Origin of the sequence: Streptomyces flaveolus (assembly GCF_000716535.1) — a bacterium.
Taxonomy (GTDB): Bacteria; Actinomycetota; Actinomycetes; order Streptomycetales; family Streptomycetaceae; genus Streptomyces; species Streptomyces flaveolus_A.
Genome location: NZ_JNWV01000012.1, coordinates 53,239 through 77,792, shown reverse-complemented (window position 1 = coordinate 77,792; position 24,554 = coordinate 53,239). Strand labels below are relative to the sequence as shown.

The 24,554-nt window shown below is 70.6% G+C and carries 28 protein-coding genes, 1 tRNA gene, 1 pseudogene and 1 riboswitch; of the genes and pseudogenes, 18 read left to right on the top strand and 12 right to left on the bottom strand.

Annotated elements, in window-relative coordinates; translation table 11 throughout:
• The first annotated feature begins 84 nt into the window (after positions 1 to 84).
• Entirely contained in the window at positions 85 to 405 is a 321-nt protein-coding gene (locus OO52_RS14935) for a hypothetical protein (RefSeq protein ID WP_030657450.1), read from the top strand.
• Positions 406 to 483: 78 nt separating this feature from the next.
• On the opposite strand, the gene OO52_RS14930 is transcribed toward OO52_RS14935, so the two are convergent.
• Positions 484 to 1,077: an isochorismatase family protein gene (locus OO52_RS14930; RefSeq protein WP_030657452.1), complete on the bottom strand. Its 594-nt coding sequence runs from the start codon at positions 1,075 to 1,077 to the stop codon at positions 484 to 486.
• Between the two features lie 95 nt (positions 1,078 to 1,172).
• Positions 1,173 to 2,519 carry a nicotinate phosphoribosyltransferase gene (locus tag OO52_RS14925; protein WP_030657454.1) on the bottom strand — a complete coding sequence of 449 codons (1,347 nt, stop codon included), beginning with the start codon at positions 2,517 to 2,519 and terminating at the stop codon, positions 1,173 to 1,175.
• Positions 2,520 to 2,576: 57 nt separating this feature from the next.
• Between OO52_RS14925 and clpS the strand changes: the two genes are divergently transcribed.
• The 8 genes from clpS (at position 2,577) to OO52_RS14890 (ending at position 8,000) form a co-directional block, all read left to right on the top strand.
• A complete protein-coding gene (clpS, locus tag OO52_RS14920) occupies positions 2,577 to 2,894 on the top strand; it encodes an ATP-dependent Clp protease adapter ClpS (RefSeq protein ID WP_004000915.1) in 318 nt (105 codons plus the stop codon).
• Between the two features lie 10 nt (positions 2,895 to 2,904).
• Complete coding sequence (locus tag OO52_RS14915) at positions 2,905 to 3,510, top strand: DUF2017 domain-containing protein (protein ID WP_030657456.1); 606 nt, start codon at positions 2,905 to 2,907, stop codon at positions 3,508 to 3,510.
• A gap of 329 nt (positions 3,511 to 3,839) precedes the next feature.
• Positions 3,840 to 5,258 carry an amino acid permease gene (locus OO52_RS14910; protein ID WP_030657458.1) on the top strand — a complete coding sequence of 473 codons (1,419 nt, stop codon included), beginning with the start codon at positions 3,840 to 3,842 and terminating at the stop codon, positions 5,256 to 5,258.
• 178 nt (positions 5,259 to 5,436) lie between these two features.
• Positions 5,437 to 5,859, top strand: coding sequence for a Mov34/MPN/PAD-1 family protein (locus OO52_RS14905; RefSeq protein ID WP_030657461.1), 423 nt, complete (start codon positions 5,437 to 5,439; stop codon positions 5,857 to 5,859).
• Positions 5,860 to 5,938: 79 nt separating this feature from the next.
• Complete coding sequence (locus OO52_RS54210; RefSeq protein ID WP_309550412.1) at positions 5,939 to 6,034, top strand: putative leader peptide; 96 nt, start codon at positions 5,939 to 5,941, stop codon at positions 6,032 to 6,034.
• An 88-nt stretch (positions 6,035 to 6,122) separates the two neighbouring features.
• Positions 6,123 to 6,401, top strand: a complete 279-nt coding sequence (locus tag OO52_RS14900) for a MoaD/ThiS family protein (RefSeq protein ID WP_014672988.1) — start codon at positions 6,123 to 6,125, stop codon at positions 6,399 to 6,401.
• Positions 6,402 to 6,418: 17 nt separating this feature from the next.
• Positions 6,419 to 7,369, top strand: coding sequence for a PLP-dependent cysteine synthase family protein (locus OO52_RS14895; protein ID WP_030657462.1), 951 nt, complete (start codon positions 6,419 to 6,421; stop codon positions 7,367 to 7,369).
• Between the two features lie 169 nt (positions 7,370 to 7,538).
• Positions 7,539 to 8,000, top strand: a complete 462-nt coding sequence (locus OO52_RS14890) for a hypothetical protein (protein ID WP_030657464.1) — start codon at positions 7,539 to 7,541, stop codon at positions 7,998 to 8,000.
• A gap of 6 nt (positions 8,001 to 8,006) precedes the next feature.
• On the opposite strand, the gene OO52_RS14885 is transcribed toward OO52_RS14890, so the two are convergent.
• Positions 8,007 to 8,465 carry a type II toxin-antitoxin system PemK/MazF family toxin gene (locus OO52_RS14885; RefSeq protein ID WP_030657466.1) on the bottom strand — a complete coding sequence of 153 codons (459 nt, stop codon included), beginning with the start codon at positions 8,463 to 8,465 and terminating at the stop codon, positions 8,007 to 8,009.
• Positions 8,466 to 8,703: 238 nt separating this feature from the next.
• On the opposite strand from OO52_RS14885, the gene OO52_RS14880 reads away from it, so the two are divergent.
• A complete protein-coding gene (locus OO52_RS14880) occupies positions 8,704 to 9,456 on the top strand; it encodes an MBL fold metallo-hydrolase (protein ID WP_030657468.1) in 753 nt (250 codons plus the stop codon).
• A 73-nt stretch (positions 9,457 to 9,529) separates the two neighbouring features.
• On the opposite strand, the gene OO52_RS14875 is transcribed toward OO52_RS14880, so the two are convergent.
• Together OO52_RS14875 and OO52_RS14870 are read right to left on the bottom strand one after the other, a co-directional pair.
• Positions 9,530 to 10,792, bottom strand: coding sequence for a PTS transporter subunit EIIC (locus OO52_RS14875; protein WP_030657470.1), 1,263 nt, complete (start codon positions 10,790 to 10,792; stop codon positions 9,530 to 9,532).
• 154 nt (positions 10,793 to 10,946) lie between these two features.
• The gene (locus OO52_RS14870) at positions 10,947 to 12,233 is read right to left on the bottom strand and encodes a PTS transporter subunit EIIC (protein WP_030657472.1); all 1,287 of its coding nucleotides are present in this window, start codon (positions 12,231 to 12,233) and stop codon (positions 10,947 to 10,949) included.
• A 155-nt stretch (positions 12,234 to 12,388) separates the two neighbouring features.
• Between OO52_RS14870 and OO52_RS14865 the strand changes: the two genes are divergently transcribed.
• The 3 genes from OO52_RS14865 to OO52_RS14855 all read left to right on the top strand — a co-directional run bounded on the left by OO52_RS14865 (position 12,389) and on the right by OO52_RS14855 (position 13,941).
• On the top strand, positions 12,389 to 12,622 hold the full coding sequence (locus tag OO52_RS14865) for a glucose PTS transporter subunit EIIB (protein ID WP_014672981.1): 234 nt from the start codon (positions 12,389 to 12,391) through the stop codon (positions 12,620 to 12,622).
• Between the two features lie 77 nt (positions 12,623 to 12,699).
• The gene (rph, locus tag OO52_RS14860; RefSeq protein WP_014672980.1) at positions 12,700 to 13,434 is read left to right on the top strand and encodes a ribonuclease PH; all 735 of its coding nucleotides are present in this window, start codon (positions 12,700 to 12,702) and stop codon (positions 13,432 to 13,434) included.
• Positions 13,435 to 13,548: 114 nt separating this feature from the next.
• Complete coding sequence (locus tag OO52_RS14855) at positions 13,549 to 13,941, top strand: hypothetical protein (RefSeq protein WP_030657475.1); 393 nt, start codon at positions 13,549 to 13,551, stop codon at positions 13,939 to 13,941.
• Between the two features lie 19 nt (positions 13,942 to 13,960).
• Here the strand turns inward: OO52_RS14855 and OO52_RS14850 are convergent, their stop codons facing one another.
• The 4 genes from OO52_RS14850 to OO52_RS14835 are packed head-to-tail and all read right to left on the bottom strand — an operon-like array spanning position 13,961 to position 17,220.
• Positions 13,961 to 14,614 carry a DUF1707 SHOCT-like domain-containing protein gene (locus tag OO52_RS14850; protein WP_030657476.1) on the bottom strand — a complete coding sequence of 218 codons (654 nt, stop codon included), beginning with the start codon at positions 14,612 to 14,614 and terminating at the stop codon, positions 13,961 to 13,963.
• 9 nt (positions 14,615 to 14,623) lie between these two features.
• Entirely contained in the window at positions 14,624 to 15,586 is a 963-nt protein-coding gene (locus tag OO52_RS14845) for an ABC transporter ATP-binding protein (protein WP_106971989.1), read from the bottom strand.
• A gap of 1 nt (position 15,587) precedes the next feature.
• Entirely contained in the window at positions 15,588 to 16,427 is an 840-nt protein-coding gene (locus tag OO52_RS14840; protein ID WP_106971988.1) for an ABC transporter permease, read from the bottom strand.
• Positions 16,420 to 17,220: an ABC transporter permease gene (locus OO52_RS14835; RefSeq protein WP_030657482.1), complete on the bottom strand. Its 801-nt coding sequence runs from the start codon at positions 17,218 to 17,220 to the stop codon at positions 16,420 to 16,422. Before OO52_RS14835 ends, OO52_RS14840 begins: the two co-directional genes overlap by 8 nt.
• 1,233 nt (positions 17,221 to 18,453) lie before the next feature.
• Here OO52_RS14835 and OO52_RS14830 point away from each other — a divergent pair.
• Positions 18,454 to 21,291, top strand: a complete 2,838-nt coding sequence (locus OO52_RS14830; protein WP_037670751.1) for a transglycosylase domain-containing protein — start codon at positions 18,454 to 18,456, stop codon at positions 21,289 to 21,291.
• Between the two features lie 27 nt (positions 21,292 to 21,318).
• Here the strand turns inward: OO52_RS14830 and sugE are convergent.
• The 3 genes and pseudogenes from sugE to OO52_RS14815 all read right to left on the bottom strand — a co-directional run bounded on the left by sugE (position 21,319) and on the right by OO52_RS14815 (position 22,508).
• Positions 21,319 to 21,640, bottom strand: a pseudogene (sugE, locus tag OO52_RS14825) (quaternary ammonium compound efflux SMR transporter SugE).
• A 36-nt stretch (positions 21,641 to 21,676) separates the two neighbouring features.
• Positions 21,677 to 21,739, bottom strand: a riboswitch (guanidine-III (ykkC-III) riboswitch).
• Between the two features lie 57 nt (positions 21,740 to 21,796).
• Positions 21,797 to 22,156, bottom strand: a complete 360-nt coding sequence (locus OO52_RS14820) for a GroES family chaperonin (RefSeq protein ID WP_014672972.1) — start codon at positions 22,154 to 22,156, stop codon at positions 21,797 to 21,799.
• A 22-nt stretch (positions 22,157 to 22,178) separates the two neighbouring features.
• Positions 22,179 to 22,508 carry a DUF3618 domain-containing protein gene (locus tag OO52_RS14815; RefSeq protein WP_030651059.1) on the bottom strand — a complete coding sequence of 110 codons (330 nt, stop codon included), beginning with the start codon at positions 22,506 to 22,508 and terminating at the stop codon, positions 22,179 to 22,181.
• A 93-nt stretch (positions 22,509 to 22,601) separates the two neighbouring features.
• Here OO52_RS14815 and bcp point away from each other — a divergent pair, with 93 nt between their 5' ends.
• The 4 genes from bcp to OO52_RS14795 all read left to right on the top strand — a co-directional run bounded on the left by bcp (position 22,602) and on the right by OO52_RS14795 (position 24,514).
• A complete protein-coding gene (bcp, locus tag OO52_RS14810; protein WP_030651057.1) occupies positions 22,602 to 23,069 on the top strand; it encodes a thioredoxin-dependent thiol peroxidase in 468 nt (155 codons plus the stop codon).
• A 138-nt stretch (positions 23,070 to 23,207) separates the two neighbouring features.
• Complete coding sequence (locus OO52_RS14805) at positions 23,208 to 23,861, top strand: HNH endonuclease signature motif containing protein (protein ID WP_030651051.1); 654 nt, start codon at positions 23,208 to 23,210, stop codon at positions 23,859 to 23,861.
• Entirely contained in the window at positions 23,858 to 24,418 is a 561-nt protein-coding gene (locus OO52_RS14800) for an HNH endonuclease (protein WP_030651047.1), read from the top strand. The genes OO52_RS14805 and OO52_RS14800 overlap by 4 nt, the downstream gene beginning before the upstream one ends.
• A gap of 11 nt (positions 24,419 to 24,429) precedes the next feature.
• Positions 24,430 to 24,514 (top strand) — tRNA-Leu (locus tag OO52_RS14795).
• The last annotated feature ends 40 nt before the right edge of the window (positions 24,515 to 24,554 follow it).

The window sequence follows — 24,554 nt, the reverse complement described above, 5'->3', positions numbered from 1 at the left end:
CCCCTTGGCGGGTTGCCGCCGGTCGTGTTTAGGTGCGTCCTGTGGACCGCTTATTGACACCGACCGGAACGGGGATGTGACCGCATGGCCGCTGGAGGCTTCTGCAAGCTGCCGAACGGCACGGTGGTGGTGGCGCTGAACCTGCCGTACGGCTCCGCCGGGGTGCGGGTTCTCGTGCACGCCCAGAACCGTGCCCGGGCCCTGACCAGGCTCCGGAACCTGGGCCTGCGGGCGATCTACCTCCGGGGGAACGCCGAGCCTCCGACACCGGACGAGATCACGGCGGTCCTGCACCATCCCGACGGCCTGATATGGCGTACGGCCCCGGCCGACAACGGTGTCATCGTCAACGAGCTGTGGCATCCGATCCGGGCGCTGCTGCGCGGGCCGGCGGTGGCGCGGTGAGGGGAGCGGCCGTACGTCACCGGGTGCGGCCGCGTGGTGGCCGGTCGCGCAGCGCCCCGCGCCCCTTCGGGCGCTCTCCTAGCCGCTCACCACGGGCTTGCCGGTGAGTTCCACGCCCGCTTGTCTGAGCTCCTCCAGGGCCCGCTCGGTGGTCTCGCCCGCCACCCCGGCCGTCAGGTCCAGGAGCACCTGGGTGCGGAAGCCCTCCCGCGCGGCGTCCAGGGCGGTGGCCCGTACGCAGTGGTCCGTGGCGATGCCCACCACGTCCACCTCCGTGATCTCCCGGGCGCGCAGCCAGTCGGCCAGGGGGACGCCGTTCTCGTCGGTGCCCTCGAAGCCGCTGTACGCGGCCGCGTAGGCACCCTTGTCGAAGACGGCGTCCACCGCGCCGGAGGCGACGGCCGGGGCGAAGTTCGGGTGGAAGCCCACCCCTTCCGTGCCCGCGACGCAGTGCGCGGGCCAGGAGCGGACGTAGTCGGGGTTGTCCGCGAAGTGGCCGCCGGGCGCGATGTGGTGGTCGCGGGTGGCCACCACATGCCGGTATCCGGTGCCCGCCGCCTGGCCGATCAGCTCGGTGATGGCGGCGGCCACGTCGGCACCGCCGGCCACCGCGAGGCTGCCCCCCTCGCAGAAGTCGTTCTGCACGTCTACGACGATCAAGGCGCGGCGCATGGTGGGTGTCCTTCGACTGAGAGTGAAGTAACTGAGCCTAGAGAATTCCGGGCTCCCGCGGGAGGGGGCGTCCAGGGGCGGACGGGGGTCCCGCTCTAGCTACCCGAGCGCCCGTGGACGTACTCCGTCGGAATGACGGGTTCCCCCCTGGACAGCTGGATAGCGGAGAGCGGCAGATTCGCGCGGGCCGTGATGTGGCGGTCCCGGGACACGTCCAACGGCTCCCGGGCGACGACCTCGCCGCCCTTGACCAGCTGCACCAGCAGTTGCCGGTCGGCCAGCTCGGCCGGGACCGGCCCGGTGCCGACGACCTCGGCCTCCGCGACCCCCTCCGCGTCCAGCCGGCGCGCCGCCCACTTGCGCCCGCCGACGGACGTCTTGCCGCCGCTGGACTTCTTCGCGACCGGCAGCAGCGGGGCCCTCGGGTCGGCGGACTCGGCGCGGGCGACCAGCTTGTAGACCATGGAGGAGGTCGGGTGCCCGGATCCGGTCACGAGCTGGGTGCCGACGCCGTACGCGTCCACCGGCGCGGCGGCCAGCGAGGCGATGGCGTACTCGTCCAGGTCGGAGGTCACGACGATCTTCGTGCCGGTCGCGCCCAGCTCGTCGAGCTGCTGCCGCACCCGGTGGGCCACCAGCAGCAGGTCGCCGGAGTCGATGCGGACCGCGCCCAGCTCGGGGCCGGCCACCTCCACCGCCGTACGGACGGCCTCGGCGACGTCGTACGTGTCCACCAGGAGGGTCGTGCCGCGGCCGAGGGTGTCGACCTGGGCCTGGAAGGCGTCCCGCTCGCGGTCGTGCAGCAGGGTGAAGGCGTGCGCGGAGGTGCCGACGGTCGGGATGCCGTAGCGGAAGCCGGCGGCCAGGTCGGAGGTGGTGGCGAAGCCGCCGACGTAGGCGGCCCGGGCGGCGGCCACGGCGGCCAGCTCGTGGGTGCGGCGGGCGCCCATCTCGATCAGCGGGCGGTCACCGGCGGCGGAGGCCATCCGGGAGGCGGCCGCGGCGATCGCGGAGTCGTGGTTGAGGATGGAGAGGATCACCGTCTCCAGCAGGACGCACTCGGCGAAGGTGCCCTCGACGCGCATGATCGGCGAGCCCGGGAAGTACACCTCGCCCTCCGGGTAGCCCCAGATGTCACCGCTGAAGCGGTAGTCGGCGAGCCACCGCAGCGTCTCCTCGTCGACGATGTCCCGCTCGCGCAGGAAGCCGAGCACGCCGGAGTCGAAACGGAAGTTCTCCACCGCGTCCAGGACGCGGCCGGTGCCGGCCACCACGCCGTAGCGGCGCCCGTTCGGCAGCCGCCGGGTGAAGACCTCGAACACGCTGCGCCGTTCGGCCGTACCGGCCTTCAGGGCGGCGCGCAGCATCGTCAGCTCGTACTGGTCCGTGAAGAGCGCTGTCGAGGGAACGTCCACCGGCAGCCCAAGGTCCGCTGTGTTCATGGCGAGGAATCGTACTCCCTTTTCGTCGGTGTGACGATTTATGGGGGCCGTGGCAGCATGGGCTGTGTGACGTCACCCGCGCCCGTAGAGATCGAACGCACCGAGTCGGCGGAGGAGGTCTTCGCCGTACCCGAGCCCGACGTCCCCTGGGTCACGATCGTCCACAACGACCCGGTCAACCTCATGAGCTACGTGACGTACGTCTTCCAGACGTACTTCGGCTACTCCAAGGACAAGGCCACCAAGCTCATGCTCGACGTCCACCACAAGGGCCGGGCGGTCGTCTCCAGCGGCAGTCGCGAGGAGATGGAACGCGACGTGCAGGCGATGCACGGCTACGGTCTGTGGGCCACCCTCCAGCAGGACCGGAAGTAAACGCACCCAGATGCCCGGACACTTCGAACCGCTCCCCGGCGGCGGCGCGGCCGTCGCCCTCGACGACGTCGAGATCTCCATCATCCGGTCGCTGGCCGTCCAGCTCCTGGAGCTCATCGGTCCCGGACCCGGCGCCGACGCCCCGGACGACCCGCTCGCCGAGCTGTTCGCGGAGGGGCCGAGCGAGCCGCCCGCCGACCCGGTGCTCCGCAGGCTCTTCCCGGACGCCTACAGCGACCCGGAGGAGGTGCCCGCCTCGTCGGCCGAGGCGGAGGAGCGGCGGGCGCACTCCGCCGAGTTCCGCCGCTTCACGGAGAACGACCTGCGTGCCGGCAAGCGGGAGAACGCGCTCGGGGTGATCCGCAGCCTGGACGCGCTCGCCCCGGTCGACGAGGGCGGGGCGGTGCTCAAGCTGTCCCCGGAGGAGTCCCGGCAGTGGCTCGGCGCCCTCAACGATCTGCGGCTGGCGATCGGTTCCCGGCTGGAGATCACCGACGAGGACGACACCGACCTGCTCTACCGGCTCCCGGAGGAGGACCCGCGCAAGCCGATGGTCCTGGCCTATCTGTGGCTCGGCGGGCTCCAGGAGACCCTGGTGACGACCCTGATGCCGTAGTTCGTACGGTTTTGTCACCCGGAAGTGTTCGCTCAGAGGACGCTCAGATCCGGATAACGATCCCGTCACCTTCGCGGCCTGTTTTGCCGCATTCGAGCGCTCTTTGTCCGCTTTTACCTGTGTGATGCGCCACATCGCGCCCCTGTGATCAATATTGCGGCCGTGATAAATCTTCACGACCGCCCGGCCGACACCACCCACGTTCGGCCGGGTGCGCCACCGAGCCGACGACCGTCGGCCAGGCAGACAACTCCATCATCCGGGGGGATCGAGACCCGATCCGAGGCCGACGAAAGGCCCGGGTCGGCATGGAGAAAGGCGCACCACACATGACCTCTGAGAAGGTCACCACCGCCCCTGAGGAGGGGTACGAGCGCGGGCTCGGCAGCCGTCAGGTCCAGATGATCGCCATCGGCGGCGCGATCGGTGTCGGGCTCTTCCTCAAGGCAGGCGCGAACATCGAGAAGGCCGGCCCGAGCCTCATCCTCATGTACGCCCTCGCGGGCGTGATCATCTTCTTCATCATGCGGGCCCTGGGCGAACTGCTGCTCTACCGTCCCGTCTCGGGCTCGTTCGCGGACTACTCCCGCGAGTTCCTCGGCCCGTTCTTCGGCTACTTCACCGGCTGGACGTACTGGCTGATGTGGGTCGTCACCGGCATGGCCGAGCTGACGGCCGCCGCGATCTACATCAACTATTGGTTCCCGGCCATTCCGCAGTGGGTGACGGCGCTCGTCTTCCTGGTGGTCCTCTTCGGGGTCAACCTGATCTCCGTGAAGCTCTTCGGTGAGCTGGAGTTCTGGTTCTCCATGGTCAAGGTCACCGCCCTGATCGGCATGATCGTGATCGGTATCGGTGTGCTCACCTTCGGCTTCAGTGCCGCGGGCGACACCGCGCACGTGTCGAACCTGTGGCAGTTCGACGGCTTCTTCCCCAAGGGCATCGGCTCCTCGCTGATGACCCTGCAGGGCGTGATGTTCGCCTACCTCGCCGTCGAGCTGGTCGGCGTCACCGCGGGCGAATCCGAGAACCCGGAGAAGACCCTCCCCAAGGCCATCAACACGCTGCCCTGGCGCATCGGCCTGTTCTACGTCGGTGCCCTCACCGTCATCCTCTGTGTGGTGAAGTGGACCGAGTTCACGGAGGGCGTCAGCCCGTTCGTGAAGGCGTTCGCGATGATCGGCATCCCGGCCGGCGCGGGCATCGTCAACTTCGTGGTGCTCACCGCCGCCCTGTCGTCCTGCAACTCGGGCATGTACTCCACCGGCCGCATGCTGCGCACGCTGGCCGACAACGGCGAGGCCCCCCGCGTCTTCAGCAGGCTGTCGGCGTCCAAGACCCCGGCCCTCGGCATCACCGTCTCGGTGCTGTTCATGGGCATCGGCGTCGTCCTGAACTACGTCGTCCCGGAGAAGGCCTTCGGTTACGTCACCTCCGTCGCCACCGCGGCCGGCATCTGGACCTGGCTGATGATCCTGATCAGCCACGTCCTCTACCGCCGCGCGGTCGACGCGGGCCGGCTGCCCGCCAGCTCCTTCCCGGCGCCCGGCGGCGCGGTGTGCTCGTACATCGCCATCGCCTTCCTGCTCTTCGTCACCGGCCTGATCGCCTACGACGCCGACTCCCGCGTCTGCCTGTACGTGATGGCGGTCTGGGCGGTCGCCCTCGGCATCGGCTGGCTGGTGCTGAAGTCCCGGACGCCGTCCATCGCGGACCGCCGCGAGCCGGAGTTCGAGAAGGTGGGCTGAGCCCGGAAACGATCCTCGGAAGACCCCGGGAGACCCCCGGAAGACCTCCGGAAAAGGACGTCCGGCCGTCGGGAGCTCTCGTGGCGCCCCCGCCGGCCGCCGCTCAGGACGTCCGCGATGTGGGCCGTCCCGTACCACTCCTCGGTACGGGACGGCCCCTCTGCTTATCCTGGCCCCCATGCTGACCATCACCCAGGCGCTCTACGACCAGATCGTCGCCCACGCGCGCGAGGACCACCCCGACGAGGCGTGCGGCGTGGTCGCCGGACCGGTGGGCTCCGGCCGCCCCGAGCGCTTCATCCCGATGCTCAACGCGGCCCGCTCGCCCACCTTCTACGAGTTCGACTCCCAGGACCTGCTCAAGCTCTACCGCGAGCTGGACGACCGCGACGAGGAGCCGGTGATCATCTACCACTCCCACACCGCGACCGAGGCGTACCCCTCCCGCACCGACATCAGCTACGCCAACGAGCCCGGCGCGCACTACGTCCTGGTGTCCACCGCCGACACCGACGGCGCCGGAGAGTTCCAGTTCCGCTCCTTCCGCATCCTGGAAGGGGAGGTCACCGAGGAGGAGGTCAAGGTCGTCGAGGCGTACTGATCTCAGCAATCGGTCGGATTTAGTCCGGGATGTGGGATCACACTCCGGGACCCGGACCGGGAATCGATACGATGAGCCCATGGTTCTGAACGACGTGAGCGAGAAGGCGCCGGGCACGCTGCTCGTGGCGCGGCTGCACGTCGATCTGTGCAGGCTGAACAGCGCCATCTGTTGACGTTCCCCGCCGCCGTACGGCCGTGAGCCGCGGCGTGCCCCGCCGCGCGCCCACACCTTCCGACACTTCCCGACAGGAGCCCGCAACCATGGCCATCGAGGTCCGCATCCCCACCATCCTCCGCCAGTACACCGACGGTCAGAAGGCGGTGGAGGGCAACGGGAGCACCCTCGCCGAGCTGTTCGCCGACCTGGAGTCGCGGCACGCGGGCATCCAGGCCCGCATCGTGGACGGCGACCAGCTGCGCCGCTTCGTCAACGTGTACCTCAACGACGAGGACGTCCGCTTCCTGGACGGCATCAACACCAAGCTGTCCGACGGCGACAATGTGACGATCCTGCCGGCCGTCGCCGGCGGCATGCGCTGATCGGTCGCTGAGCAGCGATGCGCTACGACTCCCCGCTGGCCGCGGTGGGCAACACCCCTCTGGTGCGCCTGCCGCGGCTGTCGCCGGCCCCGGACGTGCGGATCTGGGCCAAGCTGGAGGACCGCAACCCCACCGGCTCGGTCAAGGACCGGCCCGCCCTGCACATGATCGAGCAGGCGGAGAAGGACGGCCGGCTGACCCCGGGCTGCACGATCCTCGAGCCCACCTCCGGCAACACCGGCATCTCCCTCGCCATGGCGGCCAAGCTCAAGGGCTACCGGATGGTGTGCGTGATGCCGGAGAACACCTCGCAGGAGCGCCGGGACCTGCTCGGCATGTGGGGCGCCGAGATCATCTCCTCGCCGGCCGCCGGCGGCTCCAACACCGCCGTGCGCGTGGCCAAGGAACTGGCCGCCGAGCACCCCGACTGGGTGATGCTCTACCAGTACGGCAACCCGGACAACGCGGGCGCCCACTACGCCACGACCGGCCCCGAGATCCTCGCCGACCTGCCCTCGATCACCCACTTCGTGGCCGGCCTCGGCACCACCGGCACCCTCATGGGCGTCGGCCGCTATCTGCGCGAGCACAAGCCGGGCGTCCAGATCGTCGCCGCCGAACCGCGCTACGACGACCTGGTCTACGGTCTGCGCAACCTCGACGAGGGCTTCGTCCCCGAGCTGTACGACGCGTCCGTCCTGACCACCCGGTTCTCGGTCGGCTCGGCCGACGCGGTCACCCGCACCCGCGAACTCCTCCAGCAGGAGGGCATCTTCGCGGGCGTCTCCACCGGCGCCGCCCTGCACGCGGCGATCGGCGTCGGCCGGAAGGCCGTCAAGGCGGGCGAGAGCGCCGACATCGTCTTCATCGTGGCCGACGGCGGCTGGAAGTACCTCTCCACGGGCGTCTACACGGCGACCACCACGGAAGAGGCCATCGCGACACTCCAGGGCCAGCTCTGGGCCTAGGCCCCGCCGTCCGGATCATCCCGGCGGCGCGGGGCCTGGCACGCACATCCGCCGCGTTGTCGTCGGTTGCCGGCTCGGCCGCGCTCGCGCGGCAGGGCCTGGCTGTGGATCCGCGCGCGCCGGTGGTACGTCACATCCGTACCAGGACTCCGGCAGAAAGGCGGACCCCATGCGCCGTACGACGCTCCTCGCCCCCGCGGTGGCAGCGCTGCTCCTCGCGGGCTGCGGCTCCCAGCAGGACACCGGGAGCAGCGACAAGGTGTCGGCGCCGCCCCGCACGGGCACGCCGTCGCCCATCCGGTCCGCCGGCGACTGCACCGGTCACGTGGAGCTGACGGCCGCCGATCACGGCCGTACCGTCTGCGTGACCGAGGGCGGCGAGGTGCGGCTGACCCTGGACGGCACCAGGGCCCGCCCCTGGCAGCCGGTCGCCGCGAGCGGTACGGCGCTGAAGGCCGTCAACGCGGGCTTCGTGCTCCAGCCGGGTGACGCCACGGCCGCGTACCAGGCGGTGGCCGCCGGCACCGTCAAGCTCACGTCGTCCCGCCCGCTGTGCGCCGAGCCGACCGCACCGGGCCAGGTCTCCTGCAAGGGCATCGAGGACTGGACGGTCACCGTCCGCGTGAGCTGAGGTGCCCTAACCCGCCAGGTGCCGCACCTGGTCCCACAGGACCGGGTCGACCACGCCGACGCGGCGGCGGAAGCCGTCCACCGGGACTTCGCGCAGCTCGTCGGTCTCCAGGAAGCTGGGCCGTCCCTGGGCGTCGCCGACCGCGCCGGGCGGCAGCGGGATCACCCCGCAGCGTTCGTCGTGGTACTTGCTGGTGATCTTGGCGACGGTGGCCCGGTTGCCGCGCACGGCCAGGACCAGACAGGGCCGGTCCTTGGCCTCGGTCCGGTCCTCGTAGGGGACCTCCGCCCACCAGATGTCCCCGGGGGAGGGCCGTACGGCGTGCGCCGTCCGCGGGCCCGGCCGGCCCGGGGGCCGCAGGCGTCGTCCGCCGGGCCGGTGGCCGCGGCCCCAGCCGTCGACGAGCGTGGCGACCAGCGCGAGCAGTACCACCGCCGCGAGCGCCAGCCACCAGGACGTGTCCATACGACGACGTTACCGGCGCACGCCGAACATCGCGCGCCCTCTTCCTGTCCTTGTGCGCCCTGCGTCCAGCCGAACCGGTGACAGCACAGGTGAGTTCGCCCACAACGGCCCCTGGCGGAGGAGCGACCCGCGCTTTCGCCCCTTACGCTCGACGAACCGCACGACCCCCGACAGCCCCCGCCCCGCAAGGGGTTTACGTCCCGCCCACCGGTTACCCGCCAACGGAGGTTTCTGCTTCATGAAGCTCACCGTCGTCGGCTGCTCGGGGTCGTTCCCGTCCGCGGAATCGGCCTGTTCGAGCTACCTCGTCGAGGCCGACGGCTTCCGGCTGCTCCTCGACATGGGCAACGGCGCCCTTGGCGAGCTGCAGCGCCACTGCGGTCTCTACGACCTCGACGCGATCTTCCTCAGCCATCTGCACGCCGATCACTGCATCGACATGTGCGCGTACTTCGTGGCGCGCTACTACCGGCACGACGGCGGCCGGTGCGACACCATCCCGGTCTACGGCCCCGAGGGCACGGAGCACCGCCTGACCACGGCCTACGCGGACACCCCCTCCGCCTCCTCGATGAGCGAGGTCTTCGACTTCCACACGGTCAAGCCGTCCACGTTCGAGATCGGCCCGTTCACCGTGCACACCGAGCGGGTCCGCCACCCCGTGGAGGCCTACGGCATCCGGATCGAGCACGGCGGCAAGTCCCTGACGTACTCCGGCGACACGGGCGTCACCACGGCGCTGGACGAGCTGGCCCGGGACACCGATCTGTTCCTGTGCGAGGCCGCGTTCACGCACGGCAAGGAGAGCATTCCCGACCTGCACCTCAACGGCCGGGAGGCGGGGGAGACGGCGGTTCGCGCGGGCGCACGGAGGCTCGTCCTCACCCACATCCCGCCGTGGACCGACCCGCTGGTGAACCTGCGGGACGCCCGCGAGGTGTTCAGCGGACCGGTACACCTGGCGGCGCCGAGACAGACGTACGAGATCTGAGGCCATCGCGCGCACGACAGGGCCCCCGGAGCATCGCGGCTCCGGGGGCCCTGTCATGCCGTGGCGGCCGGCCTCACGCCTTGGCGAGGTCCTCGACCTCGTCCTCGGGCTCACGGCCCGGGGTCTTGAGGTCGAACTTGAGGATGGCGAACCGGAAGGTCACGTAGTAGATCGCGCCGAACACGAGGCCGACCGGGATGATCAGCCATGGCTTGGTCGCCAGGTGCCAGTTGAGGGCGTAGTCGATCAGGCCGGCGGAGAAGTTGAACCCGGCGTGCGCGCCCAGGCCCCACGTGACGGCCATGGACACCGCGGTGAGCACGGCGTGCAGGACGTACAGCAGCGGCGCGACGAACATGAAGGAGAACTCGATCGGCTCGGTGACGCCGGTGACGAACGAGGTCAGCGCGAGCGAGACCATCATGCCGAGCACCGCCTTGCGGCGCTCCGGACGGGCGCAGTGGGCGATGGCGAGCGCGGCGGCCGGCAGGCCGAACATCATGATCGGGAAGAAGCCGGTCTGGAAGAGGCCGGCGGACGGGTCACCGGCGAGGAACCGGGTGATGTCGCCGTGCACGATGTCGCCCGAGGCGTTCTTGAAGTCGCCGAGCTGGAACCACGCCACGGTGTTGACGAACTGGTGCATGCCGACCGGGATCAGCGCGCGGTTCACCGCGCCGAACAGGGCCGCGCCGCCCGATCCGAGACCGGTCATCCACTCGCCGAAGTGCGCGATGCCGTTGCCGATCGGCTCCCAGACGAGTCCGAAGAAGACGCCCAGCACGATGCCGACGAAGGCCGTGATGATCGGCACGAGCCGGCGGCCGTTGAAGAAGCCGAGCCAGTCGACCAGCTTCGTGCGGTGGAACCGCTGCCACAGCACGGCCGCGAGCAGACCCATGATGATGCCGCCGAGGACGCCGGGGTCGTTGTACGTCGCCTCGACGATCTTGCCCTTTTCTATGTGCTGCTCGGTCAGCGGGAAGGCCTGGAGGACCTTGCTGTAGACGAGGAAGCCGACCACCGCGGCGAGGGCCGTGGAACCGTCGGACTTCTTGGCGAAGCCGATGGCCACACCGATGCAGAACAGCAGCGGCAGGGAACCGGTCAGCGCGCCGCCCGCGTTGTTGAACACGGCGGCGACCTTGTCCCAGCCCAGGCCGTCCTTGCCGAAGATGTCGTCCTGGCCGAGGCGGACCATGATGCCTGCGGCGGGCAGGACGGCGATCGGCAGCTGTAGGCTGCGACCGACCTTCTGCAGGCCTTGGAACAGGCCTGCACCCCGCTTCTTCCCCGGCTTCGCCGCCGGGGCCGCCGTCTCGGTGGCGGTGCTCATACTTCCTCCATCGGGCAAGGCGCCGCCCGGGAACCATGGAAGGGGACGGCAGCGTCTCTGGTCTACACCACTTGTGGTGTAGACCTGTTGTAGCACGATGAAGGCGGCGTAAGGAACCCGCGAATCCGCTACCGCGGCACTACGCGCTGTGTGCTCAGACCTTGGTGACGTCCTCCACCTCGTCCGCCGGCTCCCGCCCCGGCGTCTTCAGGTCGAAGCGCGTGATCGCGACGCGGAACACCAGGTAGTACACGGCCGCGAAACACAGCCCGATCGGGATGATCGCCCACGGTCTCGTCGCCAGCCGCCAGTTGATGACGTAGTCGATCAGGCCCGCCGAGAAGCTGAAGCCGTCGTGCACGCCCAGCGCCCACGTCACCGCCATCGACACACCGGTCAGCACCGCGTGGAGGGCGTACAGCGCGGGCGCGATGAAGAGGAACGAGTACTCCAGCGGCTCGGTGATGCCGGTCACGAACGAGGTCAGCGCGACCGAGAGCATCAGGCCGCCGACCTCCTTGCGGCGCTCCGGCCGGGCGCAGTGGGTGATGGCCAGCGCCGCGGCCGGCAGCGCGAACATCATGATGGGGAAGAAGCCCGAGGTGAACTGGCCGGCGTTCGGGTCGCCCTGCAGGAACATGTTGATGTCGCCGTGCACCACCGTGCCGTCGGGCTTGGTGTAGCTGCCGAACTGGAACCAGATGGGCACGTTCAGGAACTGGTGCAGGCCCACCACCAGCAGCGCCCGGTTCGCCACCCCGAACACGCCCGCGCCCCAGGACCCGGCGTCCCGCAGCCACTCGCTGAGGCTCTCCAGCGCGGCGCCGACCGGCGGCCAGACGAACAGGCACACCACGGCGAACACGATCGCGACGAAGGCCATGACGATCGGTACGAGCCGGCGCCCGTTGAAGAAGCCCAGCCAGTCCACCAGTCTCGTGCGGTGGTAGCGGGCCCAGAAGAGGGCGGCCAGCAGGCCCATGACGATGCCGCCGAAGACGCCCGGGTTCTGGTAGGTGAACGAGGACACCGTGCCGTTCGCCGCCTGGCAGCCCGTGACGACCACCTTCGCGCCCGCCGGGCAGGTCTCCGGGAACTGCCGCAGGACGCCGTAGTAGACGAGGAAGCCCGCCACCGCCGCGAGCGCCGTCGAACCGTCGGCCTTCTTCGCCATGCCGATCGCGACGCCCACGCAGAACAGCAGCGGCAGCCCCAGTTGTCCGTCCAGCAGCGCGCCGCCCGCGCCGCTCATCACCTTGGAGACGTTCGTCCAGCCCAGGCCGTCCCGGCCGAACACGTCCGGCTGCCCCAGCCGGTTCAGGATGCCCGCCGCCGGCAGCACGGCGATGGGCAACTGGAGGCTGCGGCCCATCTTCTGCATGCCTTGGAACAGACGGTTCCAGCGGACCCTGGCGGGACTTGCCGTGCTCTCTGCACTCATGGGTTTGGCGACCTTCCCCACGGTGGTGTAGACCAGTCGACGGACGGTTCCGCTGTCGTGATCGCCATCATTCGACACGGACGGCAAGACCGCTCGCGAAGATGGGCCAACTGTGGGTTACTGCGACAAAGCGGTTCGGAGCAGGGAGAAGGAACATGGCCAGCAAGGCTGAGAAGATCGTCGCCGGGCTCGGTGGCATCGACAACATCGAGGAGATCGAGGGCTGCATCACCCGGCTGCGCACCGAGGTGTCCGACCCCGCTCTGGTCGACGAGGCCGCTCTGAAGGCCGCCGGCGCCCACGGCGTCGTCAAGATGGGCACGGCCATCCAGGTCGTCATCGGCACCGACGCCGACCCGATCGCCGCGGAGATCGAAGACATGATGTGAGCCGCACCGGTTCACCCGAAGGGGCTCTTCCCGACGCCGGAGGAGCCCCTTCCCCATGTGCGGCTAGGCTCATCGCCATGTCTCGCATCGACGGCCGTACCCCCGAACAGCTCCGCCCGGTCACCATCGAACGCGGATGGAGCAAGCACGCCGAGGGCTCCGTCCTCGTCTCCTTCGGCGACACCAAGGTCTTCTGCACCGCCTCCGTCACCGAGGGCGTTCCGCGCTGGCGCAAGGGCAGCGGCGAGGGCTGGGTCACCGCGGAGTACGCCATGCTGCCCCGCGCCACCAACACCCGCGGCGACCGCGAGTCCGTCAAGGGCAAGATCGGTGGCCGCACCCATGAGATCTCCCGGCTCATCGGCCGCTCCCTGCGCGCCGTCATCGACTACAAGGCGCTCGGTGAGAACACCATCGTCCTCGACTGCGACGTCCTCCAGGCCGACGGCGGCACGCGTACGGCGGCCATCACCGGCGCGTACGTCGCACTGGCCGACGCCGTGGCCTGGGCCCAGGGCAAGAAGCTGATCAAGGCCGGCCGGCAGCCGCTCACCGGCACCGTGAGCGCCGTGTCCGTGGGCATCGTCGGCGGGGTCCCGCTGCTCGACCTCTGCTACGAGGAGGACGTGCGCGCCGACACCGACATGAACGTCGTCTGCACCGGCGACGGCCGGTTCGTCGAGGTCCAGGGCACCGCCGAGGCCGCGCCGTTCGCCCGCGAGGAACTCGACGCCCTGCTCGACCTCGCCGTCACCGGCTGCCGGGAGCTGGCCGTGATCCAGCAGGCGGCACTGGCGGCCACGCGCGCGTAAAGAAGTCCCCAAGACCGAGGGGCAACCCGGCGGACCCCAGCGACGTCCCTGTGGGTACGGGCGCGCGCTCACCAGCGTGCGCCCGGCCAGCCGTATCAGGGGAGGGACACCACCATGGCCGCCAGCCGACGCCGACTCACCGTTGTCGCCGCCGTAGCGACCGCCGCGCTCGCCGCCGGCCTCACGACCGGCTGCGACGCCGTGGACAAGGCGCTGGACTGCGTGCAGACCGCCGACGCCATCGCCGACAACGTCACCGATCTCCAGCAGGCCGTGGAGAACGCGGCGAACGATCCCTCCCAGGCCGACCAGTCGCTCGACTCCATCGAGAAGAGCCTGCGGAAGATCGGCGACAAGACGGACAACACGGATGTCAACAAGGCCGTGGACGACCTGAACAAGGCGGTCGACAACGTGCGTACGGCCATCAGGAACGGGGACGAGACACCGGACGTCAGCCCGGTGACGGACGCCGCGGGGGAGCTGACCAAGGTCTGCACGTCCTAGCGCAGCGCCGACAGGCCGCTCAGCGCCGTTTCCTCAGGCGCTTGCGTTCCCCCCGCGGAAGTTTGCGTTCCACACCCACTCCGCCCCAGAACGCCAAGCCGCTGATGATCACACGGGGGGCGCCCGGCTCGGGCGGCTCGTCGTCCCTCGGGTGCTCGAAGCCACCCATCACGCCGATGCCGCGTACGACGACCTCGACGCCGGGCGGCACGATCACCTGGACCCCGCCCATGACCGCCACGCAGTAGAGCTCGACCTCGCCGGCGGCGAAGTTCGCCTCCCGCAGGTCGAGTTCGCCGCCGCCCATGAACGTGAAACAGGAGAACCGCCTCGGCACCGTCCAGCGGCCCTTGCGCTCGAACCCCGAGAGGATCGCCACCGCACCCGTCGAGGAGCCCTCGGCACCAGTGATCCGCTCCGCCCAACCACCGGTCGTCCCAGGGGACTTGACGAAGGAGACGGGAAGGGCCGGGGCGACCGCGCCGGCCGCCGGCAGATCGCGGGTCAACGGCGCCAGCTCTCCGTACGTCCGCGCCTTGTACGCCGCCTCCAGCCGCTCGTCGAACTCCCCCATGTCCAGCCGCCCCTCGGCCAGGGCGTCCCGCAGGATCTCGGCGACCCGGTCACGGTCGGCGTCGGACGCCCGGAGATCCGGGACTGCGTCGTCGCTCATGCCGGCAGCCTACGAGACCGCCTTCTCGGCGTACATCCTGGCGATGACGGCCTCGATGTCCGGTTCCCGCACCGACAGGTCCACCAGCGGATACCGGGCCGCGAGATCCGCCACGATCGGCGCCGCCGACTGCCCCGCCGGGAACGCCAGCCACTGCCGGGGGCCCTCCACCCGCACCACCCGGGCCGACGGCACCTGAACCGGCGGCAGTTCCCGCTCCAGGTCCACCACCAGCGTCCGCTCGCTCTCGCCGGCCTCGTGCAGCCCCGCGAGCGGGCCGTCGTACACCAGCCGCCCGTGGTCGATCACCATCACCCGGGAGCACAACTGCTCGATGTCCTGCAAGTCGTGCGTGGTGAGCAGCACCGTCGTGCCGCGCTCGGCGTTCACCTCCCGCAGGAACTCCCGCACCTTCGCCTTCGACACCACGTCCAGACCGATCGTCGGCTCGTCCAGGTACAGCACGTCCGGATCGTGCAGCAGCGCCGCCGCGATGTCACCGCGCATCCGCTGGCCCAGCGACAACTGCCGCACCGGCACGTCCAACAGGGCACCCAGGTCCAGCAGTTCCACCAGCCGGTCCAGGTTCTCGCGGTAACGGGCGTCCGGGATGCGGTACATGCGGTGCGCCAGCCGGTAGGAGTCGATCAGCGGAAGGTCCCACCAGAGCGTGGTCCGCTGCCCGAACACCACCCCGATCCGGTGCGCGAGCCGCGACCGCTCCCGCGCCGGATCGATGCCCGCCACCCGCAGCCGCCCGGCACTCGGCGTCAGGATCCCGGTCAGCATCTTGATCGTCGTCGACTTCCCGGCGCCGTTCGGCCCGATGTACCCGACCATCTCACCGCGCGCCACGGTGAACGAGAGCGCGTCCACCGCCCGCACCTCGCGCCGCTCCCGCCGGAGGAACCCCGTCTTCCGGCGCACCTCGAAGACCTTCTCGACCTTCTCCAGTGCGATGAAGTCACTCACGCTAACTCCCAGTACTCCGGTACGAACGAAGCCCCGCCCGCCAGGCCAGCCCCGCGAGCGCACCACAGGCGACCGCCACCAGCGGCGGAGTGAACGCGGTCCACCCCGGCAGGTCCAGCGGATACGGCCGCCCCAGCACATAGGTCGCGGGCAGCCAGTTGACGAAGGCCAGCGGCAGCACGAAGGTCACCCCGCGCACCAGCTCCTTCGCGAACACGGTCGGCGGATACTGCAGCAGCGTCGTACCGCCGTAGGTGAACGCGTTCTGCACCTCCGAGGCGTCCTGCGCCACGAACTGGAACGCCGCGCCCGCCACGAACACCGCGCAGAAGATGCCGCAGCCGCTCACCACCATCACCGGCATCAGCAGCAGCCTGCCCGCCGTCCAGTCGATGTCCACCCGGGTCAGCGACCAGCCCAGCACCAGCGCCCCCTGCGTCACCCGGCCCAGCCGCCTCAGCCCGAAGCGGTCGGCCGCCACCTGCGCCAGCACCGGCGCCGGCCGCACCAGCAGGGTGTCCAGCGTGCCGTCCCGGACGCGCCGGCCCAGCCGGTCCATCGACCCGATCAACAGGTCCGCCAGCCCGAAGGAGGTCGCGGACAGGCCGTACAGGAACGCCACTTCGGCCAGCGCGTAGCCGCCCAGGGCGTCCACCCGGGAGAACATCAGCATGATCGCCACGAAGTCGAGGAAGGTCGCCGCGAAGTTCCCGAACGTGGTCATGGCGAAGGAAGCGCGGTAGGCCATCGTGGAGCGCACCCACATCCCCGCGATCAGCCGGTACGCCCGCACCCCCTCGGCCAGCCGGTGGCCCGTACCGGGGGCCTTGCTCTCAGCCACCCTGCACCACCACCCGGCGCGTCGCCGCCGACTGCACCAGCCGCCCGGCCCCCAGCAGCGCCACCGCCCACGCGGCCTGGAAGAGATAGGTGGGCAGCGGGTCCGCGTGCCCCAGCAGGATGTCCGCCGGGGCCTGCAACAGGGACGACCAGGGCAGGGCCCGTACGACGTCACCGAGCGCGCCCGGGAACACGTTCAGCGGCAGCAGCATGCCCGAGCAGAAGAAGCCCAGCAGCCACGCCATCTGCACCACACCGGTGCCGTCCAGCAGCCAGAACGCGCTCAGCGCCACCAGGTAGCGGATGCCGAAGCCGACCAGCATGGCGAGGACGACGGCGACGAGGAACGCCGCCCAGGTGCCGGCGTCCGAAGGCAGGTACACCGGGAAGCACAGCGCGCCGAACACGAACGGCACCAGGCCCCGGCCCAGCAACTGGAAGAACGCCCGGCCGAGATCCGCCGCCAGCCACCACAGCTGCAGATCCACGGGCCGGTACAGGTCGATCGCCACGTCCCCCGTACGAATGCGTTCCATCAACTCGTCCTCGACGCCGCCGCCCCCGATGGCGAGGGTCGACAAGAACGCCTGCCCCAGCCAGACGTACGTCACGGCCTGCGCCTGGTCGTACCCGCCGAGATGCGGCTTCTCGTCCCACAAGGCGCGATACGTGTAGACGAGGATGAGTCCGAAGACGGTGTTCGTGAACACCCCTGCCGCAGTGGCGGCCCGGTAGGTCGCGTACCGTCTGAATCCCCCTGTCGCCACGGCCGCGTACAACCGTCCCGCGCCCACGCCAGTCGACCTCCTCGGACCGCTCGACACCGAAGCGCAGGAGCCTAGTCCGGAGGCCCGGCGGCCGGCCACGCGATTTCCGGTCGGAAGCGTGCCGGAATCCGGGAACGGAACGCCAGGTGCGAGAGTCTTCAAACAGGGGGAGCGCAGAAGCGTACGAGGCGTACGGGAACGTACGACGCGAAACAGGAGTCCGTGCACGACATGAGCGACGAGCCGCAGCCGCAGCAGCCGAACGAAGGCGTGGCACCGAAAAGGCCGCTGCCGGCTGAAGGGCCCGGAAACCCGGGAGGCCGCGAACCCAGCAGCGCACCACCGGAACCCGTGGGGGGAACCAGGAGCGACACCAGTGCGCGCGCCGAGGACCCCGGGAGGGGCGAGGGTGCCGTGAGCGGCGACGACGGCATGCGCGCCGATGGGGCTCCGGGGGGCGCCGGGAGCCGCAGCGGTGCCGGGCGGAACGAGAGCGCGGGGAAGCCGCAGCGCGGCGAGCGGGGAGCCGACGGCCCCCGTGGCGCCGGCGCGGGTGACCCCGAGACGGCCGAGCGTGGCCCGGGCTGGACGGCCGAGACCGGCAACGACCCGGCGGACTCCCCGTCCCGTACCGGTGCCGGTACGCCGGGCCCGGGGTCCCGGAACCGCTCCGGTACCACGGGCGCGTCCTCCCGGGACGGCTCCCGCACCGGAGACTCGGCCGAGCAGGAGCGGGACCGGACGGCTTCCATCGCCCGCGCCCGCCAGGCGGCCCGCGCCCGCACGGAACAGACGGGGGCCGCGGGGGCCGGCGGCAGCGCGGTCTCCGGAGGCGCTCCCGCGTCCGGCCGCGGCCCGGCGTCCGGCGGTGGTTCGGAGTCCGGTCGTGGCTCCGGGGCTGGTCGTGGCTCGGAGTCCGGGCGCGTGCAGGGGGACGGCGGCAGCCCGTCAGTCGGCGGTGGCTCGGTGTCCGGTGGGGCACCGGCAGGCGGTACCGGCCCGGCGTCCGGCCGTGGCCCGGTGCCCGGTGGCGGCTCGGGGTCCGGTCGTGGGCCGGTGTCCGGTGGGGCTTCGGCCGGCGGTGGTGCCGGTGGTGCTGCCGCCGGTGGTGGTGGCTCGCGTCCCGGTGCGTCCGGTACCGGCAAGGCGTCTGGTGCCGGCAAGGCGTCCGGTGCCGGTGAGGGAGGTGGCAGCGGGGAGTCGGCTGCTCCCGAGGCACCGAGCGGTTCCGGGCAGGAGCCGCCGGCCGAGAGCACCCAGGTGCTCCGGCGTATCACCCCGCCGCGCGGGCCGAGGTCCGGTGCCCGGCAGGAGGCCGACGCCGCCCCGGCGCCCGAGACCACGCAGGTGCTCCGGCGGGTCAACGCGCCCCGCTCCGGTGAGCCCGGCGGCACCGGTGCCGCCGCCGGCGAGCCGGACCCCACCCGCCGTAGCCCCCGCCCCACCGTTCCCCGCCCCGCCGGGGAGAACCGCGCCGACCCGGCCGGTGCCGCCGCTCCCTCCTCCCCGGCCGCCGCACGGGCCGCCCGTGCCGCCCGCGCGGCCGGCACCGCCGCAGCGGGAGCCGGGGCCGCCGCCGGTACGGGAGCCGGTGCTCAGGCCGCCAAGGCCGCCGCCGCGTCAGCAGCCGGTGTCGCCGGCCCCTCCGCCCCCGGCACCGGAGCCACCCCCGGCACGCCCTCCACCCCCGCTTCAGAAGCCTCCACCACCGCCCTCCCCGCCACCGACGGTCAACCCGCCGGAGGCGACGGCAAGGGCAAGGGCAAGAAGGGCAAGCGGCCCAAGCGGACCGGTTGGCGACGGATCGTGCCGACCTGGCGGATGGTGCTCGGCACCTTCTTCGTCGGCGTGCTGCTGCTCGTCGGACTGTTCTTCGTCGGGTACTCCCTGGTGAAGATCCCGCCGGCCAACGCGTTCGCGACCAAGCAGAGCAACGTCTACCTGTACGCCGACGGCTCACAGCTCGCCCGCGACGGCGAGGTCAACCGCGAGAACGTCACCCTCGCCCAGGTCTCCAAGGACGCCCAGCACGCCGTACTGGCCGCCGAGGACCGGGACTTCTACACCGAGTCCGCCGTCGACCCCAAGGCCATGCTCCGCGCCGGCTGGAACACCGCGACCGGCAAGGGCAAGCAGTCCGGCTCGACGATCACCCAGCAGTACGTGAAGAACTACTACCTGGCCCAGGAACAGACGGTCACCCGCAAGGCCAAGGAGTTCTTCATCTCGATCAAGCTCGACCGGAACAAGTCCAAGGACGACATCCTGGAGGGCTACCTCAACACCAGCTACTTCGGCCGCAACGCCTACGGCATCCAGGCCGCGTCCCAGGCGTACTACGGCCGCGACGCCGCCGACCTCGACCCGGCCCGCGCCGCCTACCTCGCCGCGCTCGTCAACGCGCCCAGCGAGTACGACGTCGTTGCCCACCCCGAGAACCGCAAGGCGGCCGTCGCCCGCTGGAACTACGTCCTGGACGGCATGGTCACCAAGGGGTGGCTCAGCGAGTCCAAGCGCGCCGGCATGAAGTTCCCGATGCCGAAGGAGCAGACGGTCTCCACCGGCATGTCCGGCCAGCGCGGCTACCTCGTGGAGGCGGTCAAGCAGTACCTCACCGCGAACAACATCATCGACTCCGACCACCTCACGGCCGGCGGCTACCGCATCACCACCACCATCCAGAAGGACCGCCAGGACGCCTTCGTCAAGGCGGTGGACGACCAGCTCATGTCCAAGCTGGACAAGAAGAACCGCAAGGCGGACACCTACGTCCGGGCCGGCGGCGCCTCCGTCGACCCCAAGACCGGCAAGGTCGTCGCGATGTACGGCGGCATCGACTACGTGAAGCAGTACACCAACGGCGCCACCCGCGGTGACTTCCAGGTCGGCTCCACGTTCAAGCCGTTCGTGTTCACCTCCGCCGTGGAGAACGGTTCCACCACCCAGGACGGCCGCGGCATCACCCCGAACACGGTCTACGACGGCACCAACCGGCGCTCGGTCCAGGGCTGGAACGGCGGCGCCTACGCCCCCGAGAACGAGGACCAGAAGTCGTACGGCCCGATCACCGTCCGCAAGGCCACCGACCTGTCGGTGAACTCGGTGTACGCCCAGATGGCCGTCGACGTCGGCCCCGCCAAGGTCAAGCAGACCGCAGTCGACCTGGGCATCCCCTCGGACACCCCGGACCTCCAGCCGTACCCGTCCATCGCCCTCGGCACCGCCACCGCCAGCGTCCTGGACATGGCGGAGGCCTACGCCACGCTCGCCAACCACGGCAAGCACGGCACCTACACGCTGGTCGAGAAGATCACCAAGGACGGCACCGACGAGGTCAAGCTGCCCGAGCAGCCGGTCAAGCAGGCCGTCAGCCGGGAGGCCGCCGACACCACGACCTCGGTCCTGCAGAGCGTGGTCGAGAACGGCACCGCCACGGCCGCGCAGGCCGCCGGCCGTCCGGCGGCCGGCAAGACCGGTACCGCCGAGAGCGACACCGCCGCCTGGTTCGCCGGCTACACCCCGGACCTCGCCACGGTGGTCTCCGTCATGGGCCAGGACCCGGTGACGGCCAAGCACCAGCCGCTGTACGGCGCGCTCGGCCAGCAGCGCATGAACGGTGGCGGCCCGCCCACCCAGATCTGGGCGCAGTACACGCGCGACGCACTGCAGGGCAAGCCGGCGAGCAAGTTCGACCTGGAGCTCCAGCAAGGCGCCGACCAGGTCCAGGAGCCGCCCGCCACCAGCACCGCCCAGCCCGGCACCGACGGCGGCCAGAACGACGGCGGCGCCACCGCCACGCCGACGGACGGCGGCACCACGGGCAGCACCCCGACCGACGGCGGCACCACGGGCAGCACGCCCACCGACGGCGGCACCACGGGCAGCACCCCGACCGACGGCGGCACCACCACGGACGGGGGCGCCACCACCGGCGGTGATCCGACCGGCGGAGGAACGACCACCGGCGGCGGGACCACGGACGGCGGCGGCACGGCCGACGGCGGGACGACCACCGGCGGCGGAACCACCGGCGGCGGCACACCGGGCGGCGGCACCACAGGTGCGGACACGGGCACGGGAGGCTTCCCCGGGACCTGACGCCACACCCGACGCCCCCCTCACGCCTCAGTGACCGCTGGTCGCCTTCAGCCCCACCACGGCGACCAGCAACAGGCACACGAAGAAGATCCGGGCGGCGGTGACCGGCTCACCCAGCACCACCATGCCGAGCACCGCCGCACCGGCCGCGCCGATACCCACCCACACGCCGTAGGCCGTACCGATGGGCAGGGACTTCGCCGCGTACGACAGCAGGACCATGCTCGCGACGATGCCGACGCCGGTGAACAGGCTGGGGCACGAGCCGGGTGAACCCCTCGCTGTACTTCATCCCGATCGACCAGCCGACTTCCAGCAGACCGGCGACGACAAGCAGAACCCAGGCCATGACAGGCACCTCCGAGACACGGCGACTCTTCTCCGGGGTGCGTCGTCTTTGCCTTCGACCCGGTACGGCGCGTCTCGTCGGGTTCCTTCCGAACATAGCAAAACCATGACGAAGAGGGCCGGTGACCATGGTCACCGGCCCTCTTCGTCCGTGGTTCTACAGGTACAGCCCCGTGGAGTCCTCCGACCCCTCGAACCGGTCCGCGGCGACGGCGTGCAGGTCACGCTCGCGCATGAGCACGTACGCCACGCCCCGCACCTCGACCTCCGCCCGGTCCTCCGGGTCGAACAGGACGCGGTCGCCGGGCTCCACCGTCCGTACGTTCTGGCCGACGGCGACCACCTCGGCCCAGGCCAGCCGCCGGCCGACCGCCGCGGTGGCGGGAATCAGAATGCCGCCCCCCGACCGCCGCTCGCCCTCACCGGTCTCCTGCCGCACGAGAACCCGGTCGTGCAGCATCCGGATGGGCAGCTTGTCGTGGTGGGGAGTGCTGTGCTCGTTTCTGTTGGCGCTCACGGCTCGAACCTACCTGTCCTGGTCAGTCCCTGCGCCGCCGGGCCCCGAGGGCGAGCAGCCCCACGACCCCCACGACGACCAGCGCGACGGGCACCACCCGCTCCAGACGCGGCGCCCCCTGATCGTTCACGAGCTGTGCCCGTACCTCACTCACGACGCGGTTGACCTGCACGTACGCCCGTCCGACCGTGTGGTCGACGTTGGCGATGACCTTGGCCTTCGCATCGCCGACGATGGTCTTCGGATGCACCCGCACCCCGATCTCGTCGAGCGTCTCGGCCAGCACTTCACGGCGGCGCTTGATGTCCGCCTCGATCTGCGCCGGGGTTCTGGTGTCCGACGTGTCCGCCACCGTACGGCCTCCGAAGTCTGCTGATGCTGTTCCGAACAGTTTGTCAGCTCCGGTCCGCGCCGCACCGCAAGGCCCCCCGGTTAGGCTGGCCCGATGAGCGAGCGACTCCAGCCGGGGGACGTGGCCCCCGCCTTCACCCTCCCCGACGCCGACGGCACCGAGGTGTCCCTCTCGGACCACAAGGGCCGCAAGGTCATCGTCTACTTCTACCCGGCCGCCCTGACCCCCGGCTGCACCAAGCAGGCCTGCGACTTCACGGACAACCTGGAGCTGCTGGCCGGCGCCGGCTACGACGTCATCGGCATCTCCCCCGACAGCCCGGAGAAGCTGGCGAAGTTCCGCGACAAGGAGTCCCTGAAGATCACCCTCCTCGCCGACCCGGACAAGATGGTCACCGAGGCCTACGGCGCCTACGGCGAGAAGAAGAACTACGGCAAGACCTACATGGGCGTCATCCGCTCCACGATCGTCGTGGACGAGGAGGGCAAGGTCGAACGCGCCCTCTACAACGTCCGCGCCACCGGCCACGTGGCGAAGATCATCAAGGACCTGGGCATCTGACCCCGCCCGCCCTACGCACGGCCCGCCCCGGGAGCCCCCGGCGCGGGCCGTTTTCCATGATTCCGGGCGTGACTGTCCGATAAACGGTTCGTTATCCCGTACGGGCGACGAACGCACGCCCGGAGCGGAGGGGGCTCGATGGGGGCCGGCGCGTACACGAGGGAGCGGCTGCAAGAGGCGGCTCGCGGAGCGAGGACGTTGTCGGAGGCGTTGGAGAGGCTGGGGGTGGATCCGAGGAGTCCGACACGGCGGTACGTGCTCGGGCGGATGAAGAAGTTCGGGGTGGACGTCTCGCACTTCGAGCGGGAGGGGGTGAAGTGGACGCGGGAGCGGCTTGAAGGGGCCGTGGCTGCCTCCACGAACATGTGCGAGGTGCTGCGCCACCTCGGCCTGGAGGTCGTCGGCGGCCATCACACGCACATCAGCCGCAGGATCAAGGCGTACGGCATCGACACCTCGCACTTCCAGCTGCCGACCCGGCGAGGGAAACCCTGGCGCGCCCGCACGCCGGAGGCCCTGCTCGTGGAACAACCGGCCGGCCAGGACCGGCGCATTCCCAGCGACCGGCTCAAGTGGGCGATGACGGCCGTGGGCCGGCAGGAGCGCTGTGCCCGCTGCGGTACGGGGCCGGAGTGGAGGGGTCGTCCGCTCCCGCTGGAGGTCGATCACATCGACGGGGACTGGCGGAACAACCGGATCGAGAACCTGCGGTTCCTCTGTCCCAACTGTCACTCGATCACGGACAATTACCGAGGCCGCGGCAAGGGCCGTTCCCGGGGCGGCGCCGTATGAGCAGCGGGGCCGACATCTCCCACTTCTCCGACTCCGGCAGTCATGGCAGCCCCGCGCACCGGGAACTGCGTGCGGCGGTCACCGAGTCGATCTCCATCGCAGAGACGCTACGCCGCCTCGGACGGCCGGATACCGGTACGCAGCGCGCGCTGCTTCGGCAGTGGGTCGCCGAGGAGGGCATCTCGACCGCCCACTTCCTGGGGCAGGCGCACCAACGCGGCAAGACCCGCACGGACCGCGCCAGGCGCCCCGAGGACATCCTGGTCAAGCACGACGGCCGGCGCCGGACGCGAACCCACCTCCTGCGCCGTGCGCTCCGCGAGGTGGGCGTACCGGAGGAGTGCGCCGAGTGCGGCGTAGGACCGCAGTGGTGCGGGCAGCCGATGACGCTGGAGGTCGACCACATCGACGGTGACTGGAGCGACGACCGGCGTGAGAATCTCCGGCTGCTCTGTCCCAACTGCCACGCGGTCACGAGTACCTGGTGCCGAGGGGGCGCACGGCGAAAGGCGCGGCCCCGTACACTGAGCGAGGCAAAACGGCCTGTAAACAAATAGTCCGTTTTGGGGCGGCCGTGGCGAAATAGGCGATACGCGCGGGTTTTAGGTGCCCGTGGGAGAAATCCCGTGTGGGTTCGAGTCCCACCGGCCGCACGTGTGAGGGGGTCGTCCGGCTGGGCGGCCCCCTCGGCCT

What these genes read in the sequence shown, in the direction of transcription:
- OO52_RS14935 (WP_030657450.1), top strand. Translation starts at nt 85, where the DNA reads ATGGCCGCTGGAGGCTTCTGCAAGCTGCCGAACGGCACGGTGGTGGTG.
- OO52_RS14930 (WP_030657452.1), bottom strand. Translation starts at nt 1,077, where the DNA reads ATGCGCCGCGCCTTGATCGTCGTAGACGTGCAGAACGACTTCTGCGAG.
- OO52_RS14925 (WP_030657454.1), bottom strand. Translation starts at nt 2,519, where the DNA reads ATGAACACAGCGGACCTTGGGCTGCCGGTGGACGTTCCCTCGACAGCG.
- clpS (WP_004000915.1), top strand. Translation starts at nt 2,577, where the DNA reads ATGGGCTGTGTGACGTCACCCGCGCCCGTAGAGATCGAACGCACCGAG.
- OO52_RS14915 (WP_030657456.1), top strand. Translation starts at nt 2,905, where the DNA reads ATGCCCGGACACTTCGAACCGCTCCCCGGCGGCGGCGCGGCCGTCGCC.
- OO52_RS14910 (WP_030657458.1), top strand. Translation starts at nt 3,840, where the DNA reads ATGACCTCTGAGAAGGTCACCACCGCCCCTGAGGAGGGGTACGAGCGC.
- OO52_RS14905 (WP_030657461.1), top strand. Translation starts at nt 5,437, where the DNA reads ATGCTGACCATCACCCAGGCGCTCTACGACCAGATCGTCGCCCACGCG.
- OO52_RS54210 (WP_309550412.1), top strand. Translation starts at nt 5,939, where the DNA reads ATGGTTCTGAACGACGTGAGCGAGAAGGCGCCGGGCACGCTGCTCGTG.
- OO52_RS14900 (WP_014672988.1), top strand. Translation starts at nt 6,123, where the DNA reads ATGGCCATCGAGGTCCGCATCCCCACCATCCTCCGCCAGTACACCGAC.
- OO52_RS14895 (WP_030657462.1), top strand. Translation starts at nt 6,419, where the DNA reads ATGCGCTACGACTCCCCGCTGGCCGCGGTGGGCAACACCCCTCTGGTG.
- OO52_RS14890 (WP_030657464.1), top strand. Translation starts at nt 7,539, where the DNA reads ATGCGCCGTACGACGCTCCTCGCCCCCGCGGTGGCAGCGCTGCTCCTC.
- OO52_RS14885 (WP_030657466.1), bottom strand. Translation starts at nt 8,465, where the DNA reads ATGGACACGTCCTGGTGGCTGGCGCTCGCGGCGGTGGTACTGCTCGCG.
- OO52_RS14880 (WP_030657468.1), top strand. Translation starts at nt 8,704, where the DNA reads ATGAAGCTCACCGTCGTCGGCTGCTCGGGGTCGTTCCCGTCCGCGGAA.
- OO52_RS14875 (WP_030657470.1), bottom strand. Translation starts at nt 10,792, where the DNA reads ATGAGCACCGCCACCGAGACGGCGGCCCCGGCGGCGAAGCCGGGGAAG.
- OO52_RS14870 (WP_030657472.1), bottom strand. Translation starts at nt 12,233, where the DNA reads ATGAGTGCAGAGAGCACGGCAAGTCCCGCCAGGGTCCGCTGGAACCGT.
- OO52_RS14865 (WP_014672981.1), top strand. Translation starts at nt 12,389, where the DNA reads ATGGCCAGCAAGGCTGAGAAGATCGTCGCCGGGCTCGGTGGCATCGAC.
- rph (WP_014672980.1), top strand. Translation starts at nt 12,700, where the DNA reads ATGTCTCGCATCGACGGCCGTACCCCCGAACAGCTCCGCCCGGTCACC.
- OO52_RS14855 (WP_030657475.1), top strand. Translation starts at nt 13,549, where the DNA reads ATGGCCGCCAGCCGACGCCGACTCACCGTTGTCGCCGCCGTAGCGACC.
- OO52_RS14850 (WP_030657476.1), bottom strand. Translation starts at nt 14,614, where the DNA reads ATGAGCGACGACGCAGTCCCGGATCTCCGGGCGTCCGACGCCGACCGT.
- bcp (WP_030651057.1), top strand. Translation starts at nt 22,602, where the DNA reads ATGAGCGAGCGACTCCAGCCGGGGGACGTGGCCCCCGCCTTCACCCTC.
- OO52_RS14805 (WP_030651051.1), top strand. Translation starts at nt 23,208, where the DNA reads ATGGGGGCCGGCGCGTACACGAGGGAGCGGCTGCAAGAGGCGGCTCGC.
- OO52_RS14800 (WP_030651047.1), top strand. Translation starts at nt 23,858, where the DNA reads ATGAGCAGCGGGGCCGACATCTCCCACTTCTCCGACTCCGGCAGTCAT.